This window comes from Pantoea sp. PNT03 (assembly GCF_014852515.1).
In the GTDB taxonomy this organism is placed as follows: Bacteria; Pseudomonadota; Gammaproteobacteria; order Enterobacterales; family Enterobacteriaceae; genus Pantoea; species Pantoea leporis.
The window spans coordinates 59,381-83,054 of the sequence record NZ_JACVBT010000008.1 but is presented as its reverse complement, the minus strand read 5'-3'; the positions used below and the strand labels follow the sequence as shown (position 1 = coordinate 83,054).

The 23,674-nt window shown below is 54.1% G+C and carries 25 protein-coding genes; 11 read left to right on the top strand and 14 right to left on the bottom strand.

What is annotated here, in order from left to right:
• The first annotated feature begins 2 nt into the window (after positions 1-2).
• Genes IB226_RS22410 through IB226_RS22400 form a run of 3 tightly spaced genes read left to right on the top strand, consistent with a single transcriptional unit; the run spans position 3 to position 2,663 of the window.
• On the top strand, positions 3-719 hold the full coding sequence (locus IB226_RS22410) for an alpha/beta fold hydrolase (RefSeq protein WP_192237032.1): 717 nt from the start codon (positions 3-5) through the stop codon (positions 717-719).
• Positions 701-1,483: an HpcH/HpaI aldolase/citrate lyase family protein gene (locus IB226_RS22405; RefSeq protein WP_110868195.1), complete on the top strand. Its 783-nt coding sequence runs from the start codon at positions 701-703 to the stop codon at positions 1,481-1,483. The genes IB226_RS22410 and IB226_RS22405 overlap by 19 nt, the downstream gene beginning before the upstream one ends.
• Before the next feature lie 10 nt (positions 1,484-1,493).
• On the top strand, positions 1,494-2,663 hold the full coding sequence (locus tag IB226_RS22400) for a cupin (RefSeq protein ID WP_192237031.1): 1,170 nt from the start codon (positions 1,494-1,496) through the stop codon (positions 2,661-2,663).
• 45 nt (positions 2,664-2,708) lie between these two features.
• Here IB226_RS22400 and IB226_RS22395 read toward each other — a convergent pair whose 3' ends face one another.
• The 4 genes from IB226_RS22395 to cpxP form a co-directional block, all read right to left on the bottom strand.
• The gene (locus tag IB226_RS22395; RefSeq protein WP_101760661.1) at positions 2,709-3,698 is read right to left on the bottom strand and encodes a sulfate ABC transporter substrate-binding protein; all 990 of its coding nucleotides are present in this window, start codon (positions 3,696-3,698) and stop codon (positions 2,709-2,711) included.
• 146 nt (positions 3,699-3,844) lie between these two features.
• Complete coding sequence (gene pfkA, locus IB226_RS22390) at positions 3,845-4,807, bottom strand: 6-phosphofructokinase (RefSeq protein WP_101760662.1); 963 nt, start codon at positions 4,805-4,807, stop codon at positions 3,845-3,847.
• Between the two features lie 209 nt (positions 4,808-5,016).
• Complete coding sequence (gene fieF / locus IB226_RS22385; protein ID WP_008109699.1) at positions 5,017-5,919, bottom strand: CDF family cation-efflux transporter FieF; 903 nt, start codon at positions 5,917-5,919, stop codon at positions 5,017-5,019.
• A gap of 202 nt (positions 5,920-6,121) precedes the next feature.
• Positions 6,122-6,634: a cell-envelope stress modulator CpxP gene (cpxP, locus tag IB226_RS22380; protein ID WP_101760664.1), complete on the bottom strand. Its 513-nt coding sequence runs from the start codon at positions 6,632-6,634 to the stop codon at positions 6,122-6,124.
• A 150-nt stretch (positions 6,635-6,784) separates the two neighbouring features.
• Here cpxP and cpxR point away from each other — a divergent pair, with 150 nt between their 5' ends.
• From cpxR to trmL, 3 genes are read left to right on the top strand one after another with little or no spacing between them, the layout of a single operon-like run.
• Positions 6,785-7,483: an envelope stress response regulator transcription factor CpxR gene (gene cpxR / locus IB226_RS22375; RefSeq protein ID WP_007885339.1), complete on the top strand. Its 699-nt coding sequence runs from the start codon at positions 6,785-6,787 to the stop codon at positions 7,481-7,483.
• A complete protein-coding gene (gene cpxA, locus IB226_RS22370; protein ID WP_101760665.1) occupies positions 7,480-8,856 on the top strand; it encodes an envelope stress sensor histidine kinase CpxA in 1,377 nt (458 codons plus the stop codon). Before cpxR ends, cpxA begins: the two co-directional genes overlap by 4 nt.
• 35 nt (positions 8,857-8,891) lie before the next feature.
• On the top strand, positions 8,892-9,365 hold the full coding sequence (gene trmL, locus IB226_RS22365; RefSeq protein WP_192237030.1) for a tRNA (uridine(34)/cytosine(34)/5-carboxymethylaminomethyluridine(34)-2'-O)-methyltransferase TrmL: 474 nt from the start codon (positions 8,892-8,894) through the stop codon (positions 9,363-9,365).
• Here the strand turns inward: trmL and cysE are convergent.
• The 5 genes from cysE to IB226_RS22340 form a co-directional block, all read right to left on the bottom strand.
• On the bottom strand, positions 9,362-10,177 hold the full coding sequence (gene cysE, locus IB226_RS22360) for a serine O-acetyltransferase (RefSeq protein WP_007885334.1): 816 nt from the start codon (positions 10,175-10,177) through the stop codon (positions 9,362-9,364). The genes trmL and cysE overlap by 4 nt on opposite strands.
• A 69-nt stretch (positions 10,178-10,246) precedes the next feature.
• Positions 10,247-11,266: an NAD(P)H-dependent glycerol-3-phosphate dehydrogenase gene (gene gpsA / locus IB226_RS22355; RefSeq protein WP_101760667.1), complete on the bottom strand. Its 1,020-nt coding sequence runs from the start codon at positions 11,264-11,266 to the stop codon at positions 10,247-10,249.
• Positions 11,266-11,730, bottom strand: a complete 465-nt coding sequence (gene secB, locus IB226_RS22350) for a protein-export chaperone SecB (RefSeq protein WP_101760668.1) — start codon at positions 11,728-11,730, stop codon at positions 11,266-11,268. Before secB ends, gpsA begins: the two co-directional genes overlap by 1 nt.
• 40 nt (positions 11,731-11,770) lie before the next feature.
• A complete protein-coding gene (gene grxC, locus IB226_RS22345; RefSeq protein WP_007885328.1) occupies positions 11,771-12,025 on the bottom strand; it encodes a glutaredoxin 3 in 255 nt (84 codons plus the stop codon).
• A gap of 18 nt (positions 12,026-12,043) precedes the next feature.
• Positions 12,044-12,475, bottom strand: a complete 432-nt coding sequence (locus IB226_RS22340; RefSeq protein ID WP_008109709.1) for a rhodanese-like domain-containing protein — start codon at positions 12,473-12,475, stop codon at positions 12,044-12,046.
• Between the two features lie 249 nt (positions 12,476-12,724).
• Between IB226_RS22340 and envC the strand changes: the two genes are divergently transcribed.
• The 3 genes from envC to IB226_RS22325 all read left to right on the top strand — a co-directional run bounded on the left by envC (position 12,725) and on the right by IB226_RS22325 (position 16,133).
• The gene (envC, locus tag IB226_RS22335) at positions 12,725-14,026 is read left to right on the top strand and encodes a murein hydrolase activator EnvC (protein ID WP_192237029.1); all 1,302 of its coding nucleotides are present in this window, start codon (positions 12,725-12,727) and stop codon (positions 14,024-14,026) included.
• Positions 14,027-14,029: 3 nt separating this feature from the next.
• Positions 14,030-14,926, top strand: a complete 897-nt coding sequence (locus IB226_RS22330) for a divergent polysaccharide deacetylase family protein (protein WP_192237028.1) — start codon at positions 14,030-14,032, stop codon at positions 14,924-14,926.
• A gap of 130 nt (positions 14,927-15,056) precedes the next feature.
• Positions 15,057-16,133 carry a glycosyltransferase family 9 protein gene (locus tag IB226_RS22325; RefSeq protein ID WP_110868201.1) on the top strand — a complete coding sequence of 359 codons (1,077 nt, stop codon included), beginning with the start codon at positions 15,057-15,059 and terminating at the stop codon, positions 16,131-16,133.
• Positions 16,134-16,227: 94 nt separating this feature from the next.
• On the opposite strand, the gene IB226_RS22320 is transcribed toward IB226_RS22325, so the two are convergent.
• The 4 genes from IB226_RS22320 to rfaD are packed head-to-tail and all read right to left on the bottom strand — an operon-like array spanning position 16,228 to position 20,086.
• Positions 16,228-17,127: a sugar glycosyltransferase gene (locus IB226_RS22320; RefSeq protein WP_110868202.1), complete on the bottom strand. Its 900-nt coding sequence runs from the start codon at positions 17,125-17,127 to the stop codon at positions 16,228-16,230.
• Positions 17,128-18,090 carry a lipopolysaccharide heptosyltransferase RfaC gene (gene rfaC / locus IB226_RS22315; RefSeq protein WP_192237027.1) on the bottom strand — a complete coding sequence of 321 codons (963 nt, stop codon included), beginning with the start codon at positions 18,088-18,090 and terminating at the stop codon, positions 17,128-17,130.
• A 2-nt stretch (positions 18,091-18,092) separates the two neighbouring features.
• Positions 18,093-19,136 carry an ADP-heptose--LPS heptosyltransferase RfaF gene (gene rfaF, locus IB226_RS22310; protein ID WP_192237026.1) on the bottom strand — a complete coding sequence of 348 codons (1,044 nt, stop codon included), beginning with the start codon at positions 19,134-19,136 and terminating at the stop codon, positions 18,093-18,095.
• Between the two features lie 17 nt (positions 19,137-19,153).
• Positions 19,154-20,086: an ADP-glyceromanno-heptose 6-epimerase gene (gene rfaD / locus IB226_RS22305; RefSeq protein WP_101760676.1), complete on the bottom strand. Its 933-nt coding sequence runs from the start codon at positions 20,084-20,086 to the stop codon at positions 19,154-19,156.
• 231 nt (positions 20,087-20,317) lie between these two features.
• Here rfaD and IB226_RS22300 point away from each other — a divergent pair, with 231 nt between their 5' ends.
• Together IB226_RS22300 and tdh are read left to right on the top strand one after the other, a co-directional pair.
• Positions 20,318-21,526: a glycine C-acetyltransferase gene (locus IB226_RS22300; protein WP_192237025.1), complete on the top strand. Its 1,209-nt coding sequence runs from the start codon at positions 20,318-20,320 to the stop codon at positions 21,524-21,526.
• Entirely contained in the window at positions 21,523-22,551 is a 1,029-nt protein-coding gene (tdh, locus tag IB226_RS22295) for an L-threonine 3-dehydrogenase (RefSeq protein ID WP_101760674.1), read from the top strand. Before IB226_RS22300 ends, tdh begins: the two co-directional genes overlap by 4 nt.
• 35 nt (positions 22,552-22,586) lie before the next feature.
• On the opposite strand, the gene IB226_RS22290 is transcribed toward tdh, so the two are convergent.
• Positions 22,587-23,669, bottom strand: coding sequence for a glycosyltransferase (locus tag IB226_RS22290; protein ID WP_192237051.1), 1,083 nt, complete (start codon positions 23,667-23,669; stop codon positions 22,587-22,589).
• Between the last annotated feature and the right edge of the window lie 5 nt (positions 23,670-23,674).

Here is a 23,674-nt window from a genome sequence, read left to right as displayed (position 1 = left end):
CCATGCAACTGCCTTTGGTGTTACTGGGCGGTACCTTGTGCGACGGCGCGTTATGGCAACCGCTTTGCCGCCATCTACCGCAGCAGCCGATGATCATTCCCGAGATGAGCGGTGCTGACAGCGCCGAACAGCTCGCGGCGCAGCTGCTGACTGACTTGCCTGCTCGCTTTTTACTGGTGGGATTCTCGCTGGGTGCGCTGGTGGCGCTGGAGATGCAGGCGCAAGCCGCGCAACGTATCGCGGGCCTCGCGCTGCTGGCGGTGAATCCGTTGGCGGATGCGCCGGTCAACGCTGCGGGACGTATTGCCTTGCTTGATCGAGCTGCGAAAAACGGTATGCGATCGGTGATTGAGCAACTCTGGCCGCGCTATGTGCATGCATCGCGGCTGGCGGATCGCGAGCTGCTTGGCGCGCTGGTGACGATGGCAGAACGCAGCAGCGTTGAGCGCTTTCGTCAACAAACCGCCATCGCCCTACAACGTCGCGATTTACGGCATACCTTACCGGCGCTGCAGGCACCGCTGTTGATCCTCAACGGCGACAGCGACGCCATCTGCACCCCCGAACACCATCACCTGCTTGTCAAAGCGGCTCCCGCCGCACGCCACATCACGCTTGAACAGTGCGGACACTTTCTGCTGCTGGAGCAGCCGCAAGCCTGTGCCCGCGCGCTGCAAACCTGGATTAAGAGGAGTGAATTATGCGTATCAACCCTTTAAAACAACGCCGTGAACCGATTATTAACGGCTGGCTGGCGATCCCCAGCAGCTACAGCGCCGAGATTGCCGGACATCAGGGCTTTGATGCCGTCACCGTTGACCTGCAACATGGCCTGATCGATTTCGCCGCCGCGCTCAGCATGTTGCAGGCGCTATCCTCCACACCCGCGACGCCGCTGGTGCGCGTCTCGCACAACGAGCCGGCGCAGATTATGCGCATGCTGGATGCCGGCGCCTACGGCATTATCTGCCCGATGATCAACGATGCCGCCGAAGCGCAGCAGTTTGTCGATGCCTGCCGCTATGCGCCGCAAGGTTCGCGCTCGTTTGGTCCAGCGCGTGCGCTGCTGTATGGCGGCAAAGATTATCCGCAGCATGCTAACCAGCAAATTCTGACGCTGGCGATGATTGAAACACGCGCGGGGTTGGCCAATCTTGATGCCATTCTCGACGTCGAGGGATTGGACGGCGTGTTTATCGGCCCCAACGATCTGTCTCTTACGCTCACCGGCCAGGCCAGCGCCGAATCGCAGCATCCTGAGATGTTAAATGCCATTGAACGGGTGCTGAGCCGCACCCGCGCCCGCCACAAACTGGCCGGTATTTTTTGTACCAGCGGAGAAGCCGCCGCACAGCGCATCGCACAGGGCTTTCAGTTGGTGACCCCCGCCAATGATGTGATGCAGCTAACGCATGCCGCACGCCACGCTGTCGCCACCGCGCGCGGTGAGGCGTTGCCTGTTCGTTCTGGTTCGGGTTATTGAGGAGAAGAAGATGAAACAGCAAACATTGTCCGCTACAGCAGCACGTGCGCGCCTGATCGCGCCGCAAGATATGGTGTCGTGCAATCTGGCGTTTATCGACTGCAAACTGCCGGGTTCGCATCTCAAGCAGAATTACTCGTTTATCGGGCCGGGCGTGACGCAGTCGTCTGAGCAGGTGATCAATATTCCTGAAGCGCACGGTTTTAATATTGGCGCGGCGGCGATGCCAAAAGGCGTGACCAATAATCTGCATCTGCATTTCACTGCCGAAGTCTTCCTGATCCATGAAGGCCGCTGGCGTTTCCGCTGGGGGAATAAAGGCGAAGAGTCGCTGGAGCTCGACGCTCCGGCGATTGTCAGCCTGCCCACCTGGATTTTCCGTGGCTTCACCAATGTGTCGGCTACCGATACCGATGGCTGGGTATTTACCGTGCTGGGCGGCGATAACACCGGCGGCATTATCTGGCATCCCGATGTGATGTCGGCGGCGGCGGAATATGGACTCTATCTCAGCCCCAATAACATGCTGATCGATACCTCAACCGGCGCGGCGATCCCGCCGGTTGCAGAGCGTATGCCGCCGCTGCCCGAGGCGGAGATGGCGCAGTTACAGCATTTTACGCCCGAGCAGATGGCGCAGTTTGCCGTCACCGGTGAGCAGCGCGCCTGGAGCGATCACGCGCTACTGGATGCCATGTTGCCGGATCACGGTGCGCGTATGGCACCCGTCATCGGCTATGGCATCAATCAGGATCGTCAGGTCGCTCCACCCATCAACACGCCACACGGCTTCTCGGTAGAGTGGCTGGCTTTGCCACAAGCGGGCGAGATGGGTACTCACCGCTGCGCACAGGTGCAAGTACTCATGGTGTTTAAGGGCACGCTTACTGTGACCTTCAATCGTGATGGTGAAGAAGTGACGATGACCGCGCCGGAGCGTTCGGTGATTTCCGTGCCGGCAGGCAGCTGGCGTCGCTATCAGGCATCCGATCATGCGTGTGAAGTGGTGATTACCACTGCGGGTGACGGACGGAAAAAACTGGAATGGGATAAAGCGATTGTCGATGCCGCTGCTGCGTTAGGTTGGGGGCTGGATCCAGATGGCTATCTGGTACGTCAGGCATTGTTGCCGCTGGTGGCCCAGCGTGCCGGTCGGCGGTTGGCGACGCAAGAGGCGTAATGGTATGTAAAAAGGTCGCCATAAATGGCGACCTGACGATGTACGTTATGGCTTCATCACCTGGTCGTAGCTGCCGCCATCGGCGAAGTGGGTTTTCTGGGCTTGCGTCCAGCCACCAAACTTGTTGTCGATAGTGAACAGTTTTACCGGGGCGAATTTATTGGCAAATTTCTCCGCAACGGCTTTATCACGTGGACGATAGAAATTTTCCGCCGCGATAGTCTGACCTTCCGGCGAGTAGAGATACTTGAGGTAATCTTCGGCTACTTTGCGGGTGCCCTGCTCGTCGACCACTTTATCCACTACCGAAACCGTTGGCTCCGCCAGAATCGATTCGCTTGGGGTGACGATCTCAAACTTGTCTTTACCCAGCTTATTTACCGCCAGATAGGCTTCGTTTTCCCACGCTATCAGCACATCGCCAATGCCACGTTCTACGAAGGTGTTAGTGGCACCACGTGCGCCAGAATCCTGCACTTCTACGTTCTTAAACAGCGATTTCACGTAAGCCAGCGCTTTGGCTTGATCGCCGTTGTTTTGATCCAGCGCCCAGCCCCATGCAGCCAGATAATTCCAGCGTGCACCGCCTGACGTTTTCGGGTTTGGCGTGATGACGGAAACGCCCGGTTTGATCAGATCTGGCCAATCATGAATGCCTTTCGGGTTGCCTTTGCGCACCAGGAACACGATGGTTGAGGTGTAGGGTGCGGAGTTGTCCGGCAGGCGCTTAATCCAGTCTTTATTGATACGACCTCGGTCAGCAATAGCATCGACATCAGATTGCAGCGCCAGCGTAACCACATCAGCACGGATGCCATTGATCACTGAGGTTGCTTGTTTACCTGAACCGCCGTGCGACTGGCGAATCACCACGTTGTCGCCGGTTTCCTGCTTGTAATGCGCGCTAAACGCTTTGTTGTACTGCTCGTACAGCTCACGGGTTGGATCGTAAGAGACGTTTAACAACTGAATATCCTTTGCCAGAACACTGGTTGAAGCCAGTAACAGGGTGACACCAATACTCCACTTATTCATTGCTTGCTCTCCCGAGGTCGTTATAGAACAAGACTGACACAAACTTATCCACGGATTAAAGAATTAAAAATAAGCTGTTATAACCCCACGGAATATGAGCAGGCACAAAAAAGGCGCGAATCGCGTCGCGCCTTGATGCTGAATAATCAGTAGAGTTTTTTCGCGGTATCCAGCCAGTCGCGTTTGAATGGACGCTTCATATTTTCAATCGCATCGATGATGTCGTGATGCACCATCTTCTCGTTCTGAATACCGACGCAGCGGCCGCCGTAGCCTTGTAGTAGCAGCTCGATGGAGTAGGAACCCATGCGCGAGGCCAGAATGCGGTCATAGGCACAAGGTGCGCCGCCACGCTGAATGTGACCGAGAACGGTAGCGCGGGTTTCGCGTTTGGTTTCAGCTTCGATGAAGTGCGCCAGATCGTCGATATCGCAGATGTGCTCGGTGATCGCCACGATGGCGTGCTTTTTACCTTTGGCAATGCCGGCTTTGATTTCAGCAACCAGCTCTTCGCGGGTATACGGGATTTCAGGTAGCACGATGAACTCGCAACCACCGGCAATCGCTGCCGCCAGGGTTAAATCGCCGCAGTAACGGCCCATCACTTCCACGATGGAGATACGCTGGTGGGAAGATGAGGTGTCACGCAGGCGGTCAATCGCTTCAACCACGGTTTCCAGCGCAGTGAAGTAACCGATGGTGTAATCAGTACCTGCTACGTCGTTATCAATGGTGCCAGGCAGGCCGATGCACGGGAAGCCCATTTCAGTCAGGCGCTTGGCACCCATGTAGGAACCATCACCGCCGATAACCACCAGCGCATCGATACCACGCTTTTTCATGTTATCAATCGCGGTCTGGCGCACTTCATCGTTGCGGAATTCTGGGAAGCGGGCGGAACCGAGGAAGGTGCCGCCCCGGTTGATCATGTCTGACACGCTGTAGCGGTCAAGGTTGATCATGCGATCTTCGTACAATCCCAGATAGCCGTCGTAAATACCAAAAACTTCCAGTCCTTCACTCAGCGCGGAACGTACAACTCCGCGAATGGCTGCGTTCATGCCTGGGGCGTCGCCGCCGCTGGTCAGTACTCCGATTTTTTTGATCATGACAACCTCTGGATTGTTCAAAAACTAAGGATTATTCCTGCCATGTGTCCGGCGTGGACCAGCTCGCGATCGCATGGCTTAATAGTTGCAAAATAGTATATCAAACGCTTGATGCTGAATTGATTCAGGTCAGACAAGTTTTCGCTAATTTTTTACAGAGTTGTTAGCGTTACGTCACTTTTTTTGTGTAATTGCATGATTTTAAATCGCTAACCTTGAAAAAATCCATGTTGATTGCTCGGCACAACAGAACAGGGATCTTGATGGATGATGACGTCTGAGCCGGGAAACTTCTTGAGTAACGCCTGCTCAATTTGATCGGCCACCTGATGGGCCTGCACCAGCGGCAGCTGATCTTCCATCTCCAGATGCAGCTGGATAAAACGCGTGGGGCCCGATTGTCGCGTGCGTAATGCATGCGCGCCGCGTACGCCCGGCCAGTTGGTCACCACGTTGATAATCTCCTGCGTTTCATGCTCAGGCAAAACACGATCCAACAGCGCCTGTACCGCGTCATAACCCATCCGCAACGCGTTATAGAGAATGTAAACGCCGATGCCGAGCGCGAACAATGCATCCGCCCGTACAAAACCATAGCTGCTCAAACCGAGGGCGACCAATATTGCGCCGTTCATCACCACGTCAGATTGATAGTGCAGCATGTCTGCGCGAATCGCCTGGCTGCGCGTGCGTCGCACCACCCAGCGCTGGAAGGCAACCAACGTCAAGGTTGAAAACAGCGCAATCACCGTCACCACAATACCCACCAGCGGCGCATGTAAGGTTTCGGGCGAGGCCAGATGCTGAATGCCGGTGAGAAACAGAAACAGCGCCGAGCCGGAGATAAACATGCTTTGCGCCAGCGCGGCCAGAGATTCGGCTTTACCGTGGCCGAAGGTGTGATCGTCATCGGCCGGCTGCAGTGAATAGCGCACCACCAGCAAATTGGTGAGTGAAGCGGCGATATCCACCAACGAATCCACTAACGCCGCCAACATACTGACTGAACCGGTATGCCACCATGCGAAAATTTTTACGATTAACAGCAATGTCGCCAGCGTAGTTGCCGCCAGCGCCGCCCGATTAACTAACTTTGCATAGGAAGAATCCATGCTATGCCTCGTCGGATCGCACGCTTCATAGGTGCGGCCTTTAGGTCTCAAGATGGCTAAAGTTTATCATCGGCATAAGTGTGCTGCGTGATTGAATTTTAAGGCAATGATGTTAGAGAGAAATGACAGGCAAAAAAAACCCCCGCATCATGCGGGGGAAGACAGGGATGGTGTCTATGGCAAGGAAAACAGGGATACTATGTTACTGGTTACTGCTGGTACTACTCACTGCTTGCAGCGGTGATGATGGCTGCAATCCTGAGAGCCGACGAACTTCAGCTAATCGTCGCTCATAATTTTTCTGCAATGTCGCTTGCTGTGCAGGCGTTAGCAGGTGATACATCTGATTACGAACCCGAGCCATCTCGACTTGCTGTTCTACCGCTGCGCGGGCTTGTTTCTCTGCCTGCTGTCGGATAGCCGATTCGTTAAATTTGTCTGCAATGACAAGGTCATGCATAGTTTCTATATCTTGAACGCTGATGGTTGGGCGTTCGTGTCGCGCTTGCTGCATCAGGTCTCGCATCTGCTGCCGCTGTTGTTCAGTCAGCTCAATGCCATCGAACATGTAGCTTTGCGGATTTTGCGTCATACTGCCTGTCGTCAATCCGCTGTTCGGATGCATCTCGTCAATCGTCGTCGTGTCTGCTGCTTCGGCGCTGGCGTGACTGAGAACCATCGCTGAGGCAATGACGACGGCGGTTAAGTAGCGCATCGTTAACTCCCAGTTCGTTCCGTTTTGCGATTCAACGAGAGCCAGTGTACGGCGGTGGCTGCAAACATCCGTCAGGGGGTGTAAAACTACGTAAAGCGTTGGATTGCAAGTCAAGGAACACGGTATTTTGCCTGCGGAGGGCAATAAAAAATGAATAAAATCCTGTTGGTTGATGACGACCGCGAATTAACTTCGCTGCTTAAAGAACTGCTTGAGATGGAAGGTTTTGAAGTCATTGTGGCAAGCGATGGTGAGCAGGCGCTTAACCTGCTAGACAACACCGTGGACTTGCTATTGCTTGATGTGATGATGCCGAAGAAGAACGGTATCGACACTTTGAAAGAACTACGCCAACAGCACCAAACTCCGGTCATTATGCTGACTGCACGTGGCAGCGAACTGGACCGCGTTCTGGGCCTTGAACTGGGCGCAGATGACTATCTGCCTAAACCGTTTAACGATCGTGAACTGGTAGCGCGTATTCGTGCCATTCTGCGCCGTTCAAACTGGAGCGAGCAGCAACAGCAGCACGATAACAGCTCACCCACGCTGGAAGTCGACTGCCTGCGCCTGAATCCGGGTCGTCAGGAGGCCAGCTTCGACAGCGAAACTTTGGATCTCACCGGCACCGAGTTCACCCTGCTCTATTTGCTGGCACAGCATCTGGGTCAGGTGGTATCGCGTGAGCACCTTAGTCAGGAAGTGCTGGGCAAACGTCTGACACCGTTTGACCGCGCTATCGATATGCACATTTCTAACCTGCGTCGTAAATTGCCGGAACGTCGTGATGGTCATCCGTGGTTTAAAACCCTACGCGGACGCGGCTATCTGATGGTTTCGGCATCATGATTGGAAGTTTAACCACCCGCATCTTCGCCATCTTCTGGCTCACGCTAGCGTTGGTGTTGATGCTGGTTCTCATGGTGCCTAAACTCGATTCGCGCCAGATGACCGCGTTACTGGAAAGCGAGCAGCGTCAGGGCACCATGATTGAACAGCACGTTGAAGCGGAGCTGTCTCAGGATCCGCCGAACGACTTAATGTGGTGGCGTCGCCTGTTCCGCTCCATCGACAAATGGGCGCCGCCCGGTCAGCGTTTATTATTAGTGACCAGCGAAGGCCGGGTGATTGGCGCGCAGCACAATGAAATGCAGATCATCCGCAACTTTATTGGGCAGTCGGATAACGCCGACCACCCACAAAAGAAAAAGTATGGTCGCGTGGAGATGGTTGGACCTTTCGCGGTCCGCGATGGCGAAGACAACTATCAGCTCTACCTGATTCGTCCTGCCACCAGCTCGCAGCTCGATTTCGTTAATCTGCTGTTTGACCGCCCGCTACTGCTGCTGATTGTCACGATGCTGATCAGCTCGCCGCTGCTGCTGTGGCTGGCGTGGAGCCTGGCGCGCCCCGCGCGCAAACTTAAATATGCGGCGGATGAAGTGGCAAGCGGCAATTTGCGCCAGCATCCGGAACTGGAATCGGGGCCGCAAGAGTTTCTGGCTGCGGGTTCCAGTTTCAACCAAATGGTGAGCGCGCTCGAACGCATGATGACGGCGCAACAGCGTCTGCTATCCGATATCAGCCATGAATTGCGTACGCCGTTAACTCGCTTGCAGCTGGCAACCGCGCTCCTGCGTCGCCGTAACGGTGAAGGCAAAGAGCTGCAGCGCATTGAAACGGAAGCGCAGCGTCTGGATGGCATGATTAACGATCTGCTGGTGCTGTCGCGAACGCAGCACAATAACGCGCTGGTTAGCGAAGCGATGAAGGCCAATCAGCTTTGGAATGGCGTGCTGGAAGATGCCAAATTTGAAGCCGAGCAGATGGGCAAACTGATGGAAGTGCCCTATCCGCCTGGCCCGTGGCCGCTGTACGGTAATCCCCATGCGTTGGAGAGTGCGCTGGAAAATATCGTGCGTAATGCGCTGCGCTATTCGAATTCGCACATCAGCGTCAGCTTCTCGGTGGATATTGCGGGCATCACCATTCATGTCGATGATGATGGTCCAGGAGTCAGCCCAGAAGATCGCGAGCAGATTTTCCGTCCGTTCTACCGCACCGATGAGGCGCGCGATCGTGAGTCAGGCGGCACCGGATTAGGCCTGGCGATTGTCGAAACCGCCATCCAGCAGCATCGCGGCTGGGTTAAAGCGGATGACAGCCCTCTTGGCGGTTTACGCCTCACGCTGTGGCTGCCGCTGTACTCCGCCCGTCAATAATTTGTTATGCTTCGGCCCTCGTTTCTGGGGGCCTTATGCTAAACATTGTCTTATTCGAACCTGAAATTCCGCCAAATACCGGCAACATCATTCGCTTGTGCGCAAATACCGGTTTCCAGTTACACCTGATTGAACCGCTGGGCTTTGCCTGGGATGACAAGCGCCTGCGCCGCGCCGGGCTGGATTACCACGAATATACCGCCTTGAAAAAACACGCCAATTACGCAGAATTTCTGGCAACAGAAACGCCACAGCGCATGTTCGCCCTCACCACCAAAGGAACGCCGGCGCACAGCGCGGTGAGATATCAGAAGGGTGATTATTTGGTGTTTGGTCCGGAGAGTCGCGGTTTACCCGCAGAAATTCTCAACGCGCTACCCGCTGAGCAGAAAATCCGCATTCCGATGATGGCGGAGAGCCGCAGCATGAACCTGTCTAATGCAGTATCAGTGGTGGTGTATGAAGCGTGGCGCCAACTCGATTATGCTGGCGCACTGATCAAAGGTTAGATGCCGTCGCCGTACTCAAAGCCTGCGCCGTTGAAGTGCTGATCCATATCCATCGAGGGTTTATCGCTGGTCGGTTTACCGACAATGCGCGCTGGTACGCCGGCCGCCGTGGTATGCGGCGGTACAGGCTGCAGGACAACCGAACCGGCTCCGATTTTTGCGCCGCGCCCCACTTCAATGTTGCCCAGAATCTTGGCGCCGGCGCCAATCATCACACCTTCACGGATCTTCGGATGGCGATCGCCGCTGGTTTTACCGGTACCGCCGAGCGTCACCGATTGCAGAATAGAAACATCATTTTCAATGATTGCCGTTTCGCCGATGACAATGCCGGTGGCATGGTCAAGCATGATGCCGCGACCAATGCGCGCCGCCGGGTGAATATCCACGGCAAATGAGACGGAGATTTCGTTCTGCAGATAGACAGCCAGCGCGCGGCGGCCCTCTTTCCACAGCCAATGGCCGATGCGATAGGCCTGCAAGGCGTGGAAACCTTTGAGGTAAAGCAGCGGCGTAGAGTATTTATCAACGGCGGGATCGCGCTGGCGTACAGCCTGAATATCGTAGGCCGCAGAGACAATCATCTCCGGGTCTTCACGATAGGCTTCTTCCACGATTTCGCGAATAGCGATAGCGGGCATGATCGGGTTCGCCAGCTTGTTAGCGAGCATGTAGCTGAGCGCGCTGCCGAGGTTTTCGTGTTTGAGCAGTGTCGCATGGTAAAAGCTGGCCAGCATCGGTTCACAGTCGGCCAGGGCTCTGGCTTCGGCTTTGATATGGTTCCAGACCAGTTCTAACTCTTCAGACGACATTGCTGTTTGCTCCCGATAAAAAAAGCGCCTGATGGGGCGCTACAGGTGGTGACGCTGGCGCATCCTGCTTTAGCTTTGGCTGTTTTCGTCCTTCCTTGCACGGCCAAGTAAGGTCAATGCTGCCTCTCGCGCTGATTTTCCGCAATAGAGCACCTGATAAATCTGCTCGGTAATCGGCATTTCTACGCCGACGCGCGCGGCCAATGCTTTGACTTCTTTGGTGTTTCTGTAGCCTTCTACAACTTGTCCGATAATGCGTTGCGCCTCGTCTACGCTCTCGCCTTGCCCCAGCATCATGCCGAAACGACGGTTGCGCGACTGATTATCGGTACAGGTCAGCACCAGATCGCCTAAACCGGCCATGCCCATAAAGGTGGTGGCATCGGCGCCCAGCGCTGCGCCAAGACGGCTCATTTCCGTCAGGCCGCGAGTGATCAAGGCGGTACGCGCGTTGGCACCAAAGCCAATGCCGTCAGAAATCCCCGCACCAATCGCAATCACGTTCTTCACCGCGCCGCCTAACTGCACGCCGATGAAATCCTGATTATTGTAGACGCGGAAACTTTTGCCGCAGTGCAGCTTCTGCTGCAGGTCTTCAGCGAACTCCGCATCGGTGGATGCCAGTGCGATGGCCGTTGGCATGCCGGCTGCCAGCTCTTTGGCAAAGGTGGGTCCGGAAATCACCGCGAGTGGAATCGCATCGCCGAGGATTTCACGCGCCACATCCTGCAGCAACCGGCCGGTCTCTTTTTCCAGCCCCTTAGTCGCCCAGACAATCCGCGAATCGGCACGCAAATGCGGCTTAAGCTGCGTCAGCACGTCGCCAAATACATGGCTCGGCACGACGACCAGCAGATCGCGACTGGCGTTAACCACGGTTGCCAGATCGGCTTCAGGAACGAGATTATCAGGGAAAGGGACATCGGGCAGGAAAGCAGCATTGCAGCGGTCAGCTTGCAGCTGCGCCACGCTTTGAGGATTGTGGCCCCAGAGCAGAACCGGATGGCCGTTGCGGGCCAGCGTGATGGCCAATGCGGTGCCGTACGAGCCGGCACCGATGACGCTAATTGAAGCGTTGAGTGTAGTCATCAGGCATCCTGATGTGGCGCTTCGCCTTCACCTTGCTGCTGCAGATAGTTCATGAACAGCGCATCGAAGTTCACTGGCGCCAGGTTGAGCTGCGGGAAAGTACCACGAGACACAAGGCTGGTTACGCATTCGCGTGCATACGGGAACAGAATGTTCGGGCAGTACGCGCCGAGGCAATGCGCCATCTGCGTGCCTTCGATACCGCTAATGGTGAAAATGCCCGCCTGCTGTACTTCACACAGGAATGCGGTTTCTTCGCCAACGGTTGCCGTTACGGTAACGCGCAGAACGACTTCAAAAACGCCATCAGCTAACTGAGAAGAGGCGGTGTCCAGATCCAGCTTCACTTCCGGTTCCCACTCTTTCTGGAAAACCTGCGGTGCGTTTGGCGCTTCGTAAGAAACATCTTTGGTGTAAACACGTTGAATCTGGAACTGCATTTCGCTGCTGCTTTGCTCTGACATGTGACTAAATCCTGTGAGTTAAAATTGTCTGACCGAAAAGTTATGCCTGGAGTAAAGGATCAAGTCCCTGACGCCCATCCAGCGCGTAAAGATCGTCACAGCCGCCAATGTGCTGCGCATCAATAAAAATCTGTGGCACCGTAGTGCGGCCGCTGCGTTGAATCATCTCTTCACGTTTCGCCGCGTTCCCGTCAATGGGAATCTCCTGGAACGACACGCCTTTCTGATCCAACAACGCCTTTGCACGGTGGCAATAAGGACAAGTGACTTTGGTGTAGATCTCTACATTCGCCATACGGTTACCTCTGAGAAGTTATTTACCGCGCACCAGTGGCAGATTTTCACCACTCCAGCCGCTCACGCCATCTTTCAGAACGGAGACTTTTTCAAAACCCGCTGCGCTCAATTTCGCTGCAGATTCACCCGCACTTTGACCGGTCGCGCAAACTACAATTATGTGCTGTGACTTGTGCTTTTCCAGCTCGCCAAAGCTCTCTTTTTTGATGTCTGCTGCCGCTACGTTGATAGCCCCAGAAATGTGTCCTTTGCGGTAATCGTCACGTGAACGCACGTCTACCACCACCGCGTCCTCTTTGTTTATCAGGTGGGTAGCTTCACCACGGCTGATAGTTTTTACTTTAGAGAACATACCTTTAACGGTGGTCACAATCACGAGAACGAGTAAAGCGACCCATGCCAGACTGAGGATGGGGTGATTGCTTGCAAACTGCATAATTTCTTGCATGAGGGGTAACGACTCCAAACCGGGCTGATAAGCTAAAACAAGGGTTCTGAGTATACCTGCGCCACTTCGCATGTACAGTCGCTAAGGGGACAGAGTTACGATTTGTGCGTCATTTTCCAAAAAAAGTGTTCTAATCCCAAAATTAAGACAAAGTTTATGCCGGTAAGCTCGGTACAGACATTTTTAGTAAAGTAAAACCCGGCCGGGCTAACTGGTAAGCGGCTGTTCATCGTGGAATAATTATCGACTATGAAGGGAAAAGCGACCGTTACATACACAAGGACCCGTTACAACGGCACTGCGCTTCCGTTGTCATTTCGCTGGTCCGAAATCTCCCTGAGTCTGCTTCTGGCGGGCACATTATTACTTCCTGCCGCTGCACGCAGTGCGGATGACAGTAAAACGCAGTTGAAGTCCATTCAGCAGGACATTGCCGAGAAAGAAAAGAGCGTTAAAGCGCAGAAAGTGCAGCGCAGTAAGTTGTTGGATCAGCTGCAAAGCCAGGAAAAAGTGATTGCGCAGGCCAGCCGTCAGCTGCGCGAAACGCGTAACAGCCTCAGCACGCTTGAGGGTGAAATCGCGCAGGTCACCTCTTCTATCTCGCGGCTGGAAAAGCAGCAAGCACAGCAGGAAAAACTGCTGGCACAACAGCTTGATGCCGCCTTCCGTCAGGGACAGCATAATGGTCTGCAGTTGCTGCTCGGAGGCGAAGAAGCCCAGCGCAGTGAGCGCATTCTTGCCTATTTCGGCTATCTCAACGCCGCACGCCAGAAAAACATCGACGATCTCAAACAAACCCAGCAGCAATTAGCGGAACAGCGTCAATCATTGCAGGGCAAACAGGAGCAGCAAAAATCGTTGTTGGCCCAGCAGCAAACGCAGCAAAGCAAGCTGGAAGTCGCCAGCGCGGCGCGTAAGAAAACGCTCACCATACTGGAAAGCTCGCTGGAGAAAGATCAGGCGGACCTGGTTGAAATGCGTGAGAACGAAAGCCGCCTGCAAAGCAAAATCGCTAAGGCAGAGCGTGAAGCACGCGAACGTGCGGAACGCGAAGCGCGCGAGGCGGAAAAAGTGCGTCAGCGTCAGGCGCAGGCGAAAGCCAAAGGATCAAGTTATCAGCCAACGCAGAGTGAGCGCGAGCTGATGGCGCGTACCGGCGGATTAGGCAAGCCCGGCGGGCAAGCGGTTTGGCCGGTACGGGGACGTATTGAACATCGCTTCGGTGAATCGATGCAGGGCGAATTGCGCTGGAAAGGTCTGGTCGTCGATGCGCCAGAAGGTACCGAAGTGAAAGCCATCGCTGATGGACGCGTATTGATGGCCGACTGGCTGCAAGGCTATGGTCTGGTTGTCGTTCTGGAACACGGTAAAGGTGATATGAGCCTTTATGGCTACAACCAAAGCGCACTGGTGAGCGTGGGTGCTCAGGTGAAGGCAGGACAGCCTATCGCCCTTGTGGGCACCAGCGGCGGCCGCGGCACGCCTTCGCTCTACTTTGAAATCCGACGCCAGGGACAGGCTGTCAATCCACTACCGTGGTTAGGAAGATAAGTTTTGTTTCAACCCTCTAAGCTCTCGGCCGCCCTGTGCGGCCTGTTTCTGTCACTTTCCGCCCATGCGGGAAAACTCTCTATCGTGATCGATGACTTTGGTTATCGGCCAAAAGAAGAGAATAAAGTGCTGCAGATGCCCACCGCGATTTCCGTTGCGGTCCTGCCGAATGCGCCCCATGCGCGTGAGATGGCCACCAAAGCGCATCAGGGTGGTCGCGAAGTGCTGATCCACCTGCCGATGGCACCGCTTAGCAAACAGCCGCTGGAGAAAGACACGCTGACGCCCGAGATGAGCAGCACGGAAATCGAGCGGATTATTCGAGAAGCCAGCGGCAAAGTGCCTTTTGCGGTTGGCCTGAATAACCATATGGGCAGCAAAATGACCTCCAGCCTGCCCGGCATGCAGAAAGTGATGCAGGTGCTCAATCACTACAACTATTACTTTCTCGATAGCATGACGATTGGCAATAGTCAGTCGATCCTAGCCGCGCAAGGTACCAACGTTAAGGTCCTGAAACGCCGCGTGTTCCTTGATGATAGTCAGGATGAGGCTTCAATCCGCGCGCAGTTTACCCGCGCGGTGAAACTTGCGCAGCGCGATGGTTATGCCATTGCGATTGGTCATCCGCATCCGACGACGGTGCGCGTACTGCAGCAGATGCTGCCGACATTGCCAGCCGATATCACGCTAGTGCGGCCAAGCCAGTTGCTGAATGAGCCGCTGCATCAGGGTGCGGCTTCGCCGCCATCCAAAACGCAGCCGCCACGCTTCCGTGCGCCAGGCGTGTGTAAGCCGGGCAAACCGTTGCCGCCCGTGCCGCAGCACTATGCCGTTGAGTTGATCAGTGAAAGCATTGCGCAAAGCCCATTGTTCAAGCATTTAGAGTCTTTGTTCTAAATTAAGTCAAAGTGCAAACCGGCCTTAACGTTAGCCTCTATACGGGGCTGATGTTTTTTTCGTTATAATGGCGAAATTATTTTTTGCTATGGCTGTCGAATAGTCAGATTCTCTAGGGTAAGCCGTATTAATGAAAAAGCGTTGGAAAATAAATCTAATTAACTCCGTGCTGAGTCTGCACGCTAAACTGAGCCAAATCGACAGAAATAAGTCCCCGCTGAGCGCGACCCATGAGTTCGAGCGCATCGTTATTTTTTCGACGACGGCATTAGGTGACCTGCTGTTTAACACACCAGCAATAAAAGCGATTAAGCGCCGTTATCCATCCGCCAAAATCATGCTGGTTTCCAGCGATAAAAACCGCGATCTGGTTGAAGACAGCGAATGGTTTGATCAAGTGGCTATTTGGGACAATAAAATTGTCCGTGCGCCTAATCTGATCAGGAAACTACGCCGCTTCAAACCTGATCTAACGCTGCTACTGCACTCCAGCTTAGGCTACGATATTCTTTGCGCGCGGTTAAGCGGCTCAAAATATCTGGTTAGAGATAATTTCGGTAGCGATAATCCTGTATTTAATCATTGGCTTGATCTCTACTCACCGCGAGCAGAATCACACATTATTCAACGTAAACTAAATCTTATTGGTTCATTAGGCTGTGACACCACTGATATCCGCATGGAATTTCCTATAAAAGTTGATGATGGTCACCAGCAGGAAAGCTCTACCATTGTCGGTTTTCAAATGGGCGCATCAGGTGATAACCGTCGCTGGCCCGTGGAACACTTTGCACAATTGGCAGAGCGTATTTTTAGCCACAGTCCAGAATCCACTTTGGTTCTGACTGGAGCCGGCCAGGATCGCCCGATCGAAAGCGCCTTCTTTGCACTACTGCCAGAAAAGTATCATCATCGGGTCACTTCATATATTGGCAAAACGCGTCTGCCCGAACTGCTTCAGCTTATTAAGCGAATTGATGTATTGATAACGGGCGATACGGGACCATTACATATTGCTGTTACCGCGCAAACGCCGACGGTAAGTCTGTATGTGGGTGCCAATCCTCGCCATACTGGACCTTATCAGGATCTGGATATTCACCAGATAATCCGTATTGAGCCTGAGGAAAATGATGACCCACAATTTCCTATGCGGAAAATCAATGTGGAACAGGTCTATAACGCAGTGTTGAAAACGTTAAATTGATAATATATACCAGGTTTTAATGTGAAGCCTGGTATAGTTTTTTATAAATTAGAAAAATAAAAAAGAATAAATAGATTTCAGGTTGTGATCTATTTTAAAAAATAGCTTCTGGTGTAGCCTTCTCAAAAATATTCTCATCAAGAGCACTTTCTAATGAAAGGTTATACGCTTTAATCCCCGCTCGTTCTAATTCCCGGCTTGCATGGATAAAGGCGGGTTTAATAACCGCGCTAAAGTTAGATTCAAGTAGGCTTGGAAGCTTATCATTGTCGCTTTCATAAAAGCGCGGCGCTGAAAAATTATTCATATCAACGCCAGCTAATAAAATACGACTGGCACCCAGCCAGACGGATATCTGCAAGGCCCAATAAGCAACCGTGCCGGCATCGAAAACCCCCTGACAAATATCCCAGGAAAAACCAGAGATGAATGGCGTTTCAGAGAGAGAAATCCCCATTTTCCCCTGATAATTGAGGGCATACTCTTCAGGGCGAACGATACCTCTGAATACTTTAAAGCTGAGATCTTCAATAATTGCCAGGCGGCACTTAACGTCCCGTAAATCAGCGCGCTGCAAGATATCATTGAAGCAGTGCACGGTTGTAAACAGAACCAGCTTTTCGTCATTAATAATATCAGTGACAAGATCGAATCTTTTATCGATAAATCCCCGATCGACGATGACATAATATGCAAAGGTAATTCTATCGCGCAGATTATAGGCGCCATTAACGCCCACGAATGTGGTGCTGGCAAGTTTCTCAATGTCTAATGATTTAACCGAAGGGCCAGTAGCCAGGATTGTCACATCTCCCGTTATCGTGGCACGCAATGCGATGAGATCCTCAATCTTAACTTGCTTTCCCCAGTAGCTTAGCCGCTGAATATTATCGGTTTTGGCTCGGCGAATCTTAATATGGGGCCACAAGTTTTCGTTATGTCTCAATGCCCTTGCATGAGTATAACGATAGATTTGTTTAAAAATTGAGGTCATTCAGAGCAGTTCCTTCAATTTTTCCATAACCATCTCGGCCGTAATTGCCTGCATGGTACCATCGCTTGCTTTTAATTCATGCTGATTCTTGCCATATCCGCCAATCAATCCCGGATCGGTGGGACCAAATAGCGTGATATTCGGACGATCCAGCGCTGCCGTCAGATGACTTAAACCGGTATCTACCGACACCACCGCGCGCGCGCCAGCTAATTCTTGCGCTACCTGCTCCAGCGTTAACTTAAGCAATACCTCAACATGGTCGAAGCCTTCGGCCAGACGCTGTGCGCGTTGATGTTCATGCTCTGCGCCCCACGGCAATTTCACGCGCAATCCTGTTGGCTGAACTAACTCAATCAGCGCACGCCAGTGTGACTCCGGCCAATGTTTGTTATCACGCGTGGTAGCATGCAGAAACACCAGATAAGGCTGCGTGTCATTGGGCAGCGTAGAGCGGAAATGGCCGGCAATCGCGTAGTCGCCCTGCGTTGCAGGCTTTTCATAGCCGAGACTTTTGGCAAACAGCTCGCGCGTACGTTCGACAGCATGCTGTTGCTTGTTGATTTCATGGCGTTTGTCATACCACCAGCTGGCGAAAGGTTCGCGTGCGCTGCGGCTGTCCTGCCCGTGCTTCTCGCCTTTTGCCAGGCGCGTTACCAGCGCGGCGCTTTTGATCAAACCTTGTGCATCCAGCACCACATCATACTGACGCGATTGCAGCTCACGCTTAAATTGCACACGCTCTTCACGCTGCTGGCTACCGAACCAGTGCTTGCGCCAGCGGCGAATCGCCACCGGCATTACTTTATCCACCGCCGGATGCCAGGCGGGGATTTGAGCGAAGTTTTCTTCAACCACCCAATCAAACTTGATGCCTGGAATCGCCTGCATCGCATCCGTGAGCGCTGGCAAGGTATGCAGCACGTCTCCCATCGAGGAGGTTTTAACAATCAAAACGTGCATCTTTACTCCTGCACCGGATGCAACAGCGCGCTCAGTTCCTGATGGACGCGCGCTGGCTGAATATCAATCAGGCTCTGGTGATAACCTTGTTCGGCATCACCTTTGCGGACTTTGTGATAGCCGGTGATCAAACGAATAATGCGCGCCTGCTGAGACAACGGCGGAGTGAAGTCCGGGCTGCTTGGGCCATACAGCGCCACCAGCGGACGATTAAGCGCCGCAGCGATATGCATCAGGCCGGAATCGTTACTGACCACTGCCGCACAGTTCGCCAGCAGAATCACGGCTTGCTCAAGTTGCGTTTCACCCGCCAGATTTTTACAGTGCGCACGCGCCGCTTCTGACAGCGTCTGCACAATGGTGTCGCCGGTTTCACGATCTTTCGCCGAACCGAACAGCACCACCTGATAACCTTCGCCAATCAGCTGCTCTGCCAACGCGGCATAATGATAATGCGGCCAGCGCTTCGCCGGGCCAAACTCTGCGCCCGGACAAAATCCAATCACTGGACGATCGGCTGACAGCGCAAATTGCGCCGCCGTCATCCGCTTTTCATCGTCATCGACGCGCAATTGCGGCCACAGCAACGGCTGCGGCAGCTGCTGCGCGGAAGCAACCGGTTTGTCATAGCCGAGCGCCACATAGCGCTCAACCATCAACGGAAAGGCCGCTTTGTCCAGCACGCGGACATCATTTAACACGCCATAGCGCATCTCGCCGCGCCAGCCGGTGCGACGTTTGATCCCGGCGAAAAACGGCACCAGCGCAGATTTAAAGGAGTTCGGCAGCACATAGGCGCGGTCATAGCCGCTGGCCTGCAGGGTTTTCCCCAAACGACGACGCTCGCCCAGCGCCAATGCGCCGTGGCCGAGCGGCATCGCCAGCGCCTGATTCACTTCCGGCATACGCGACAACAATGGGCGGCACCAGGCCGGCGCCATCACGTCGATCACCGCATCAGGATGCTCAGCCTTGAGCGTGCGATAGAGACTTTGCGACATCATCATATCGCCGACCCATGATGGGCCAATAACCAGAATTTTCATCGCTGCTGCCGGTTTCCTTATACGTTACGGTTCAGCCAGGCCATGTATTCGCCCACGCCTTGCGCAACGGTTTTGAACGGCTTGTCGTAACCGGCTGCACGCAGATTGGTGAGATCGGCTTGGGTAAACGCCTGATAACGGCCTTTCAGCTTGTCCGGGAACGGAATGTATTCAATCTGGCCTTTCTGATGGAAGTTCAGCACCGCATCCGCCACTTCCTGGAAAGATTCAGCACGGCCTGTTCCGCAGTTGTAGATACCGGAAACGCCGTTTTCCCAGCACCACAGATTTACCGCAACCACGTCATCAACATGGATGAAGTCGCGGCGGAAATCGTCGCTGCCTTCGAACAGTTTTGGATTTTCACCGTTGCTAATTTGCGTATTGAGGTGGAACGCGACGCTCGCCATGCCGCCTTTGTGGCCTTCACGCGGACCGTACACGTTGAAGTAACGGAAGCCGCACACCGGTGAGTCTGCTTCAGGCAGAATCTGGCGCACGTAGTGATCGAACAGCATTTTTGAGTAGCCGTACACATTCAGCGGCTGCTCGTACTGGCGCTCTTCGATGAAGTTCTCGTTGCGGCCGCCGTAAGTGGCAGCAGATGAGGCGTAGAGGAACGGGATTTCGCGCTCGAGGCAGAAGTGCAGCAGATCTTTGGAGTACTGATAGTTGTTATCCATCATGTACTTGCCATCCCACTCGGTGGTTGCGGAACACGCACCTTCATGGAACACGGCTTCGATGGGGCCGAGATCTTCGCCAGACATGATGTAGCTGAGGAATTCCTCTTTATCCATGTAATCGGCGATGTCGAGATCCGCCAGATTCACGAACTTGGTGCCATCCTTCAGATTATCCACCACCAAAATGTCGGTCAGACCGCGGTCGTTCAGCGCTTTAACAATGTTGCTGCCAATCATGCCAGCGCCACCGGTTACGATAATCATATGCTTTGCCTTTAAAGAGTTGGGGGGAAACAGGAGGTTTCACCCACGAATGCCTATCATCATAACATTTCAGCCAGACGCAGGCAGCCAGATGACGCCGTATGCGCTGCACAAATCCTGTTCGCAGCGTGAACTATGCTGCAAAACCGAGATATTGATGGCTGAAATGTCGTTGATTCGCTTTTCGATCAGTAATATGTGCCAAATATTTGCTATCTGAGGAGCATAATCATGTCCAGTCAGTTTTATTCGCAAATTCGTCAACAACTTGAGACAACACGTCAGGACGGATTGTTCAAACAAGAACGCACCATCACGTCGGCGCAGCAGGCAGAAATCAACGTTGCTAACAGCCCGCCCGTCATCAACTTCTGCACCAATAACTATTTGGGTTTAGCTAATCATCCGGCATTGATCCAGGCGGCGAAAGACGGCATGGATACGCACGGTTTTGGCATGGCCTCGGTGCGCTTTATCTGCGGCACGCAGGACATCCACCAGCAGCTGGAACACAAGCTGGCCGCGTTCCTCGGCATGGAAGACGCGATTCTGTTCTCGTCCTGCTTTGATGCCAACGGCGGCCTGTTTGAAACGCTGCTCAGCGCCGAAGACGCGATTATTTCAGATGCCCTTAATCACGCATCGATCATTGATGGCGTGCGTTTGTGTAAAGCGCAGCGCTATCGTTACGCCAATAATGACATGAGTGAGCTGCGTGCGCGTTTACAGGAAGCACGCGACAAAGGCGCGCGCCACATCCTGATTGCCACCGATGGCGTGTTCTCGATGGATGGGGTGATTGCCAATCTGCAGGGCATTTGCGATCTGGCCGATGAATTCGATGCGCTGGTGATGGTCGATGATTCCCATGCGGTGGGCTTTGTGGGTTCTGCCGGACGCGGCACGCACGAATATTGCGGCGTGATGGATCGCGTCGACATTCTGACCGGCACGCTGGGTAAAGCGCTGGGTGGCGCATCGGGCGGCTACGTGGCGGCGAAAAGAGAAGTGGTTGAGTGGCTGCGTCAGCGCTCGCGTCCGTATCTGTTCTCCAACTCGCTGGCACCCGCGATTGTGGCTGCCTCGCTGCGCGTGCTGGAGCTGCTGAGTGAAGGTGACGGTTTACGCCAGCGTCTGTGGGAAAATGCCCGCTTCTTCCGCGAAAAGATGACTGCCGCAGGCTTCACCCTGGCCGGCGCCGATCACGCCATCATCCCCGTGATGCTGGGCGATGCCAAAGTGGCGCAGCAATTTGCCAGCCTGTTGCAGCAGGAAGGAATCTACGTCACAGGTTTCTTCTATCCGGTGGTACCGCAAGGTCAGGCACGTATCCGCACGCAGATCTCTGCCGGACATACGCAGGCGCAGCTGGAGCACGCCGTGGCGGCCTTCACCCGTATTGGTCAACAGCTGGGCGTTATTTCAGGAGCAGGGAAATGAAAGCACTCGCCAAATTAAAAGCTGAAGAAGGCATTTGGATGGTCAAGGACGCGCCAATACCTGAACCCGGCCATAACGACCTACTGATTAAGATTCGTAAAACCGCTATCTGCGGCACCGACGTGCACATCTACAACTGGGATGACTGGTCGCGCAAAACCATTCCGGTGCCGATGATCACCGGCCACGAATATGTGGGTGAAGTGGTGGGAATGGGCCAGGAAGTTAAGGGCTTTGCCGTTGGCGATCGTGTTTCCGGTGAAGGCCACATCACCTGCGGCCATTGCCGCAACTGCCGCGCTGGACGCACGCATCTGTGCCGCAATACGGTAGGCGTTGGCGTCAATCGTCAGGGCTGCTTTGCCGAATATCTGGTGATTCCGGCGTTTAATGCCTTCAAAATTCCCGACAACATTTCTGACGAACTGGCGGCGATTTTCGATCCCTTTGGCAATGCGGTGCACACTGCGCTTTCGTTCGATCTGGTGGGCGAAGATGTGCTGATCTCCGGTGCCGGGCCGATTGGCATCATGGCGGCGGCGGTGTGCAAGCACGTCGGCGCGCGCCATGTGGTGATCACCGACATCAACGACTATCGCCTCGATCTGGCGCGCAAAATGGGCGTAACGCGCGCCGTCAACGTGGCGCAGGAAAATCTGCGTGATGTGATGGCCGAACTCGGCATGACCGAAGGTTTTGATGTCGGTCTGGAGATGTCTGGTGCGCCACCGGCGTTCCGCACCTTGCTGGAGGTAATGAACCACGGCGGCCGCATCGCGCTGCTGGGCATTCCGCCGGGCGAGATGTCCATCGACTGGAATCAGGTGATCTTTAAAGGCTTGTTCATCAAGGGCATCTACGGCCGCGAGATGTTCGAAACCTGGTACAAGATGGCGGCGCTAATTCAGTCCGGCCTCGATCTCACCCCTATCATCACCCATCGCTATCACATCGATGAGTTCCAGCAGGGCTTTGATGAGATGCGCTCGGGAAGATCCGGCAAAGTGGTGTTGAGCTGGGATTAAACACTCATAAAAGGGAGCAATGCTCCCTTTTATGATTATTCGGCCAGCGCCAGATAGCGCTGGCAAATGACCTTGGTATCAAAAGCAGCGAACTCATCAGCATGGAGTTGAGGTGGGGACTGATAAATCTCCAGCATCTTTTCTGCCAGTGATTCAGGTGTTAAATCCGCCAGTCCGCGCGCCAAATCGCCTTGTAGTAACGAAGCTGGCCCACCCGGACAGCGCGTACTCACCACCGGCGTACCGCACAGCATCGCTTCAATCAGGACATTACCAAAACCTTCGCTGTCCGAGCTGACTATCAGCATTGTTGCCCGGCTAATCCACGCATAAGGATTGAGCGTAAATCCCTGAAAGATGACGCGATCCGCAATACCCAACTGCTGGGCCAGCGTCTGCAGCGCAGCTTTACGCTGCGGTGATCCCTGGCCTAATAACACCAGCGGCAGCGGTATGTTGCTCAGTGCATAGGCTTGCAACAAGCGATCATGACGTTTGGTTTCGTGAAATCGCCCCACATGCACCAGAAATCCCTGCGGCGGCACATCAGCCGGCTCGGCTGCACGTTGCTTAATATCTTCGATATCGAACGGATTACCAATCACGGCCTCGCGCGCCGGCGTAACCGCAAAAGCAGTCTTTAGGTCTTCCACCACCGCAGCAGAGACGCCAATCACGTTGCGTGCCTGATAAACACGGTGAATTTTGCGTGCTTTTAACCAGCGCGATAGTCCCGCACGATGGCCCAGATAGGAGGCGGAGAATACACCGTGTAGACAAAACCAGGTTTTACGAGGCAAGAGCGTCCGACAACGGCGCACAATACGATCGGTTTTGTGTAAATGAGATACCACTAAATCGTACTTACCGGCGATCTGCTCCGCCCGCAGAACAGCGTCATCCAGCAATCTGGCGCGACGCGTTAATTCGGTCAGCTTGCGCCAGGGCTGACGATTCGTATCCTGGATGACCTGATAATCAACGCCGTCAGGCAAAGGGTAATCGCATACTTTGCGCAGCGAAAACAGCGACACCCGATGTCCCAGCTCAAGCATACCGGTCACCAACGTCAGCACGACTTTTTCGGCTCCACCGCCCGGTAAACCATCAATCACCATCAGTA

Excerpts from the sequence above, each read along its gene's own strand:
- IB226_RS22340 (WP_008109709.1), bottom strand. The coding sequence starts at position 12,475 with ATGCAAGAAATTATGCAGTTTGCAAGCAATCACCCCATCCTCAGTCTG.
- pfkA (WP_101760662.1), bottom strand. The coding sequence starts at position 4,807 with ATGATCAAAAAAATCGGAGTACTGACCAGCGGCGGCGACGCCCCAGGC.
- rfaF (WP_192237026.1), bottom strand. The coding sequence starts at position 19,136 with ATGAAAATTCTGGTTATTGGCCCATCATGGGTCGGCGATATGATGATG.
- rfaD (WP_101760676.1), bottom strand. The coding sequence starts at position 20,086 with ATGATTATCGTAACCGGTGGCGCTGGCATGATTGGCAGCAACATTGTT.
- IB226_RS22300 (WP_192237025.1), top strand. The coding sequence starts at position 20,318 with ATGTCCAGTCAGTTTTATTCGCAAATTCGTCAACAACTTGAGACAACA.
- IB226_RS22325 (WP_110868201.1), top strand. The coding sequence starts at position 15,057 with ATGAAAAAGCGTTGGAAAATAAATCTAATTAACTCCGTGCTGAGTCTG.
- trmL (WP_192237030.1), top strand. The coding sequence starts at position 8,892 with ATGCTAAACATTGTCTTATTCGAACCTGAAATTCCGCCAAATACCGGC.
- cpxR (WP_007885339.1), top strand. The coding sequence starts at position 6,785 with ATGAATAAAATCCTGTTGGTTGATGACGACCGCGAATTAACTTCGCTG.
- gpsA (WP_101760667.1), bottom strand. The coding sequence starts at position 11,266 with ATGACTACACTCAACGCTTCAATTAGCGTCATCGGTGCCGGCTCGTAC.
- IB226_RS22290 (WP_192237051.1), bottom strand. The coding sequence starts at position 23,669 with ATGGTGATTGATGGTTTACCGGGCGGTGGAGCCGAAAAAGTCGTGCTG.
- envC (WP_192237029.1), top strand. The coding sequence starts at position 12,725 with ATGAAGGGAAAAGCGACCGTTACATACACAAGGACCCGTTACAACGGC.
- rfaC (WP_192237027.1), bottom strand. The coding sequence starts at position 18,090 with ATGCACGTTTTGATTGTTAAAACCTCCTCGATGGGAGACGTGCTGCAT.
- IB226_RS22405 (WP_110868195.1), top strand. The coding sequence starts at position 701 with ATGCGTATCAACCCTTTAAAACAACGCCGTGAACCGATTATTAACGGC.
- IB226_RS22410 (WP_192237032.1), top strand. The coding sequence starts at position 3 with ATGCAACTGCCTTTGGTGTTACTGGGCGGTACCTTGTGCGACGGCGCG.
- grxC (WP_007885328.1), bottom strand. The coding sequence starts at position 12,025 with ATGGCGAATGTAGAGATCTACACCAAAGTCACTTGTCCTTATTGCCAC.
- cysE (WP_007885334.1), bottom strand. The coding sequence starts at position 10,177 with ATGTCGTCTGAAGAGTTAGAACTGGTCTGGAACCATATCAAAGCCGAA.
- cpxA (WP_101760665.1), top strand. The coding sequence starts at position 7,480 with ATGATTGGAAGTTTAACCACCCGCATCTTCGCCATCTTCTGGCTCACG.
- fieF (WP_008109699.1), bottom strand. The coding sequence starts at position 5,919 with ATGGATTCTTCCTATGCAAAGTTAGTTAATCGGGCGGCGCTGGCGGCA.
- IB226_RS22395 (WP_101760661.1), bottom strand. The coding sequence starts at position 3,698 with ATGAATAAGTGGAGTATTGGTGTCACCCTGTTACTGGCTTCAACCAGT.
- tdh (WP_101760674.1), top strand. The coding sequence starts at position 21,523 with ATGAAAGCACTCGCCAAATTAAAAGCTGAAGAAGGCATTTGGATGGTC.
- IB226_RS22320 (WP_110868202.1), bottom strand. The coding sequence starts at position 17,127 with ATGACCTCAATTTTTAAACAAATCTATCGTTATACTCATGCAAGGGCA.
- IB226_RS22400 (WP_192237031.1), top strand. The coding sequence starts at position 1,494 with ATGAAACAGCAAACATTGTCCGCTACAGCAGCACGTGCGCGCCTGATC.
- secB (WP_101760668.1), bottom strand. The coding sequence starts at position 11,730 with ATGTCAGAGCAAAGCAGCAGCGAAATGCAGTTCCAGATTCAACGTGTT.
- cpxP (WP_101760664.1), bottom strand. The coding sequence starts at position 6,634 with ATGCGCTACTTAACCGCCGTCGTCATTGCCTCAGCGATGGTTCTCAGT.